We start from the raw sequence: 5,477 nt of genomic DNA on the forward strand, positions 1-5,477 counted from the left end.
GCCGAGCTGGGAGCCGGGACCGGGCGCCCCCGCGGCCGCGACGGTCCGCTCGAGCAGCGCCGTCTTGCCGATGCCCGCCTCCCCCTTGAGTACGAGGGCGCCCCCGCGGCCCTCGCGGGTATCGGTGACGAGCCGTTCCAGAGTGGACAATTCGTCGGCGCGGCCGAGGAGTGTGGGTCCCGTACTTCGCATGGGACCAGGATCAGACTTCGAGTAATGTCGAAGTCAAGCTCGGAATTTCGCAGGTCGTGTTTGTTCTCCGCGTGCAGTCACCCGGAGTACGGACGCTCGGCGCGGGCCTGTTTGAGAGTGACCGCCCACCAGTGCAGCTGGTCGAGCATCTGCTTGGCCGCCGTGTCCGCCCCGGACTCCGACGGCGTGCCGTCGTCGTCGAACACGGTCGGGTAGTTGTGGAAGCTGAGGCTGTTGCGCATCGTGACGGCGTGCAGCTCCGCGAAGACCAGCCGGAGCTGCTCCACCGCGCGCAGGCCCCCCGCCATCCCGCCGTAGGAGACGAACGCGACCGGCTTGGCCTGCCACTGCTCGTGGTAGTGGTCGATCGCGGTCTTCAGCGAGGCCGGGAAACTGTGGTTGTACTCGGGCGTGACGACCACGAACGCGTCGGCCTCGGCGAGGCGGTCGCCCAGCCGTCCCACGTCGGGGGTGTCGTCGAGGTTCTCCGGAAGGCCGTAGTCGGCCAAGTCGATGAGGTCGACCGGCATGGCGGCGTGGGCCCGTGCCCGCTCGGCGAACCATGCGGCCGGGACGGGCCCGAAGCGGCCGGTGCGGGTGCTGCCGATGAGCACGGCGAGCCGAGGGGCCCCGACGTCGCCGACGGCGGAGTGGGAGGTGTCGGAATGGGTACTGACCTGGGATGTCGTCGTGTTCGGCATGCCGCTGACGCTACGGACGAGGTGACGGGGGCGGCATCTGTCGACCGACTGGGATCGCGGACCGGACGGAGGTCCCGGCCCACCGGCTCGCCTGCCCGCGAAGGGCGGTCTCGCGCCCGGGACGGTGGCACGCATTGTCACGTAGTGACGCGACCATGTTTCACCCTGGCAGTGGTTCCGAGGCACCAGGCCGGTTACCTAGCGTGTGAGGCGGTGGCTCGAACACCACGATCCGGAAGGATGGTGAGACTGCCATGCGTAACTGTGGTTGCTGCGGCTCCTGCAGCGGTCCGAACTGCGGCTGCTGCTCGAAGTGCTGATCGGACGAGCGTCGCGCTCCAAAGGACCCCTTCCCCGCGGCTGACGCGGCGAGGGGGTCTTTCGCTGTGGTGGACGCGGCCTCGCCGCACGGCACACCGGTTGTACCGCCATACCCGCCGGGCGGACAGCGCCGTCTCGGGCGTCGTCGCACCGGACAGCGCCGTACCGGGCTGCGGCGTACCGGACAGCGGCCCCGTGCTCAGGGGCGGACGTCGTCGGAGGCGTCCGGCGCGGGGAGTTCACCGTCGAGGCGGGCGGTGATCTCGCCACGGGTCTCCTCGTCGCCCGGCCGCACCTCACCCTGCCGGTCGATGTCCACGTCCGCGTCACGCACCGCGTCGGCGATGTCGCCGGGGAGCTGATCGGTGCGGAAGTCGCCGGGGTCGAAACTCGGGCCGGGGCTGACGTCCGGTGGCGGGGGCACCGGATGGTTCGACATCTTGTCGATTCGTTTGTTTATCTCGGCGGCCACCTTCTCGGCGGTGTCGGTGGTCGAGCGCAACAGCTCGTCAGCGGTGTCGGTGAACGACTGGATCACCTCGCCCGGGTTGGAACCGCCGACCGTGCCCGCGTCCGCCTTGGCCACCTCCCCCGCGATGAGTGAGCCCGCCATGCCTCCGGTGGCGGCGACCACGCCGCCGAGCCCCCCGGTGACCAGGCCGACGACCACCCCGGCCGTCGCCCAGGCGAGCATCCGGCCCCACGCGGGACTGGAACTCTCCTCGCTTTCCCGGAACTGCTCTGCCGAGCGGTGGAAGGAGTCGGCCAGCTCCACGAGGTCCTGGCGCGCGGTGGCGATGGCCTCTCGCGCGGAGATCACGCCGCCCGCGAGTTCGCTGATCAACAACGCGCTGCCCTGGAACGCCTGCTGCAACTTGGCGACGTAGAGGGTCGCCGCCTCCGCGCCCTGGCCCTCCCAGGTGCCGTCCAGCAGGTCGTAGGCGCGCCGCAGCTCGGGCAGTTCCTCCGGGTCGTCGGCAGCCATGTTCGGGGTGAAGCGCGCGAGTACGCTCTCGTAGCCGTCGATGAGCTCCGTCATGCCCTGGACGTCGTGCCCGGACAGCACCTTGAACGGCCGCATTACCCGCGGCTTGGCCTCCTCGATGGATTCGTGCCACCAGAGCTCGGAGAACCCGTCGCCTTTGAGGAGGTCGCAGGCATCGAGCGCCTGGTTGGCCGCGTCGAGCAGTTCGTCGTCGATGCCGTCGAGCAACGTCGTGCGGTCCTGCAGCTCGCCCGAGACACCGCTGATCTCGTCGGTCATGGTGGCGTCACATCCGGTTCGCGTCGTCGGCGCGCTGGTAGATCTCGGCGACCGCGTTCAGCGCGTCGCTCCCCGAACGGGCGCTTTCCTGGAGGTCACGCAGGTGCTGCCGCATCGCCTCGACGTGCTTGCTGTAGGCCCACGCGATGCTGTCGAAGCCGACGCTGTCGCCGAAGACGTGGGAGGCCTCTCCCGTGCCGTAGCGGTCCGTCCACCCGAACGGGTCGGGCGCGGGCCACGGTGCGTCGACCTGCGAGTCGCCGACTCCGGTCGCGGCCTGGTCAGCGAGCTCGGCGGCGTCGCCGACGTACCCCGCGGCCGAGCGGAGCTGGTCGAGCTCGACTCCGAATCCCGTCATGTGTCGTACCCCCAGTGTTCGCCGTGCAGTGTCAGCCGTCACCCGCTGGTTCCGGCAGCGGGCGGCCGCGCCACCCGTGCGGGTGATGCTACGCCCGCACGACCGTGGGCGGGGGTGTACGCAGAGTTCAGGACACGGGCCCCGCCTGCCGTGCGTCGGCGAAGTGCCAGTCGTTAGACTTCGCCACGCGGGCCGTTAGCTCAATTGGCAGAGCTGTGGACTTTTAATCCATAGGTTCCGGGTTCGAGCCCCGGGCGGCCCACCAACACCCCAGGTCACGCCGTTGTCGCACCGACCGGCGCAGGGCAGGCCCACAGTTTTCCCACAGGGAACTACTCGGACTAGTTACCGAGCACGTCCTCCAGCGCCGATGCAGTACTCACCCGAGCAGACCCGCGATCGCGATCACGACAAGCACGGCCGCGCGCACCTGTTGCCGTGTCGTCAAGGCCTCCTTACCTGCGTTAGACGCAGTAAAGGAGGCCTTGACGACAGGACAACAGCGAAGGTGGGGCGTCAGCCCGCCTCGCGGGGTGTTGCCTTCGCCGGGTCCACCACCACGACCTCCACGCCGCGTTCCCGGAAGGGGGCGAGCTGGTCGGGGGTGGCCTCGGAGTCGGTCACCAGGGTCCAGTCATCGCGCAGTGGCGCGTGGGCGTGGAACGGGCGGTGGCCCAGCTTGGCCGCGTGCACGAGGACGTAGACGTGCTCGGCCCGCTGGGCCATCAGCTCCTTGAGCCGGGTCTGGTCCAGATCCGCCTCGCAAATGCCGTGCTCGGCGGTCACCCCGTCGGCACCGAGAAACGCGCGGTCGAACGTCCGCCGCTCCAACGCCGCCTCGGTCAGCGACCCGACGAATCCCTGGCTGAGGTGCCGCAGCGTGCCGCCGAGGCATTCGACCCGCACGCCCGAGGCGTTCACCAGCTCCTGGAGCACGGTCAACCCGGTGGTGACCACCGTCAGCTCCCGCCTGTCCGAGAGCTCGCGGGCCAGCGCCCCTGTGGTGGTGCCCGCGTCGAGCAGCACCGTCTCCCCGGCAGCGACCTGGTCGGCAGCCCAGGCCGCGAGTGCGCGTTTGGCCTCGAACGCCTGCCCGCTGCGCTGCCGTAGGGACGTTTCGTGGTGGGCGTCCAGCGCCATCGCGCCGCCGTAGGTGCGCGCGAGCTGTCCGGCCGACTCCAACCGCGCGAGGTCGCGCCGGATCGTGGATGCGGTCACCCCGAACGTCCTGGACAGCTCCTCGACGCTGGTCAAACCGGAGGTACCGGCCAGCCGCAGGATGGCGGCACGGCGTTGGAGTGCTCCGCGGGGCATCCTCGTCCCTTCCCACTCAGGTGTCGGGCCCGCCGGCCTCGGCCGAGAGCTTCGCGGCCTGGCGGATGGCCTCGATCATGCTATCGGCGCTCGCGGTCCCCGTGCCCGCGATATCGAAGGCCGTGCCGTGGTCGACCGAGGTCCGGATGACCGGCAGCCCGACCGTGACGTTCACGCCCGCCTCGATGCCGAGCACCTTCACCGGTCCGTGCCCCTGGTCGTGGTACATCGCCACGATCAGGTCGTACTCGCCGCGCGTGGCCAGGAAGAACGCGGTGTCGGCGGGCAGCGGCCCCCGTGCGTCGATGCCGTCGGCGCGCAGCTTTTCCAGCGCCGGGACGATCTTCTCCTCTTCCTCGCCGTAGCCGAACAAGCCGTTCTCACCCGCGTGCGGGTTGATGCCGCACACGCCGATCCGGGGCTCGGCGATCCCGGAGTCACGGATGGTGGCGTGCCCCCGGCGCACGGTCCGTTCGACCAGACCGGGCTCGATCCGCGCGATGGCGTCGATCAGGCCGATGTGGGTGGTCACGTGGATGACCTTCACCGTGGGCGTGGCCAGCATCATCGACACCTCGTCGGTGCCGGTGAGGTGGGCGAGCAGTTCGGTGTGCCCGGGGTAGGGGTGCCCGGCGGCGTGCAGCGCCTCCTTGTTCAGCGGTGCGGTGCAGATGCCCCGCACGGCACCGGAGACGGCCAGCTCACAGGCGATGCGCACGTACTGGTAGGCGGCCTCGCCCGCCACCGGGGAGACCGCGCCCCACGGCAGGTCATCGGGCAGCGGGCCCGGGTCGATGACATTGATCCGGCCGGGGGCCGACACCGCGTCCGCGACGGAGTCGATCGTCACGATCTCGGTGCGCAGCCCGAGAATGTCGCGGGCCCGGCGCAGCCGTCCGGCGTCGCCGACGACGACCGGCAGGCAGCGCGCGGTGGTGGCCTCGTCGACCAGTGCGCCGACGGTGACCTCCGGGCCGATGCCCGCGCCGTCGCCCATCGTCACGGCGATCACGGGTGAGGTGGGTGCGCTGCTCACGTGTTCAACCTTCCGTCGAGTGTGCTGGCCCGCAGGTGTTCGACGATGCGAACCAGGCTGTCCGTGTCCCCGAAGCTGCCGGGCCTGGTGACCACGGCGGTGCCGTCCGGGGTGCGGCTGTGCACGGCACCGTGGTGAATGCGTGCGACCGGCACGAGGTCGGCGACGTCGAGCGCGTCGAGCACGCTCCGCGCCGTCTCGCCGCCGGTGAGGACGAGGTCCACCGGCCTCTCGGCACGCGCGACCACCCGCGCGACGGTGGTGGCGAGCCCGTCGACGAGCTCGCGCGCG

General features: G+C 70.6%; 7 protein-coding genes and 1 tRNA gene. 1 reads left to right on the top strand and 7 read right to left on the bottom strand.

What is annotated here, in order from left to right; translation table 11 throughout:
* The 4 genes from SACSA_RS25370 to SACSA_RS0116990 form a co-directional block, all read right to left on the bottom strand.
* Window positions 1-192 (bottom strand): ATP-binding protein (locus SACSA_RS25370; RefSeq protein ID WP_028661966.1); only part of this gene is annotated, 192 nt, incomplete at its 3' end.
* Window positions 193-269: 77 nt separating this feature from the next.
* The gene (locus tag SACSA_RS0116980; protein ID WP_019818943.1) at window positions 270-893 is read right to left on the bottom strand and encodes an NADPH-dependent FMN reductase; all 624 of its coding nucleotides are present in this window, start codon (window positions 891-893) and stop codon (window positions 270-272) included.
* Window positions 894-1,413: 520 nt separating this feature from the next.
* Entirely contained in the window at window positions 1,414-2,478 is a 1,065-nt protein-coding gene (locus SACSA_RS0116985; RefSeq protein WP_019818944.1) for a hypothetical protein, read from the bottom strand.
* Window positions 2,479-2,485: 7 nt separating this feature from the next.
* On the bottom strand, window positions 2,486-2,836 hold the full coding sequence (locus SACSA_RS0116990) for a hypothetical protein (protein WP_019818945.1): 351 nt from the start codon (window positions 2,834-2,836) through the stop codon (window positions 2,486-2,488).
* 189 nt (window positions 2,837-3,025) lie between these two features.
* Between SACSA_RS0116990 and SACSA_RS0116995 the strand changes: the two genes are divergently transcribed.
* Window positions 3,026-3,101: transfer RNA gene (locus SACSA_RS0116995), tRNA-Lys, on the top strand.
* Between the two features lie 251 nt (window positions 3,102-3,352).
* Here the strand turns inward: SACSA_RS0116995 and SACSA_RS0117000 are convergent.
* From SACSA_RS0117000 to SACSA_RS23500, 3 genes are all read right to left on the bottom strand, one after another.
* Window positions 3,353-4,150: a DeoR/GlpR family DNA-binding transcription regulator gene (locus tag SACSA_RS0117000; RefSeq protein WP_019818946.1), complete on the bottom strand. Its 798-nt coding sequence runs from the start codon at window positions 4,148-4,150 to the stop codon at window positions 3,353-3,355.
* Between the two features lie 16 nt (window positions 4,151-4,166).
* On the bottom strand, window positions 4,167-5,186 hold the full coding sequence (pdxA, locus tag SACSA_RS0117005; protein ID WP_028661967.1) for a 4-hydroxythreonine-4-phosphate dehydrogenase PdxA: 1,020 nt from the start codon (window positions 5,184-5,186) through the stop codon (window positions 4,167-4,169).
* On the bottom strand, window positions 5,183-5,477 hold a 295-nt coding region (locus tag SACSA_RS23500; RefSeq protein WP_048876919.1), incomplete at its 5' end, for a nucleotide-binding domain containing protein. The genes pdxA and SACSA_RS23500, both read right to left, overlap by 4 nt.

The sequence above is a fragment of the Saccharomonospora saliphila YIM 90502 genome (assembly GCF_000383795.1).
In the GTDB taxonomy this organism is placed as follows: domain Bacteria; phylum Actinomycetota; class Actinomycetes; order Mycobacteriales; family Pseudonocardiaceae; genus Saccharomonospora; species Saccharomonospora saliphila.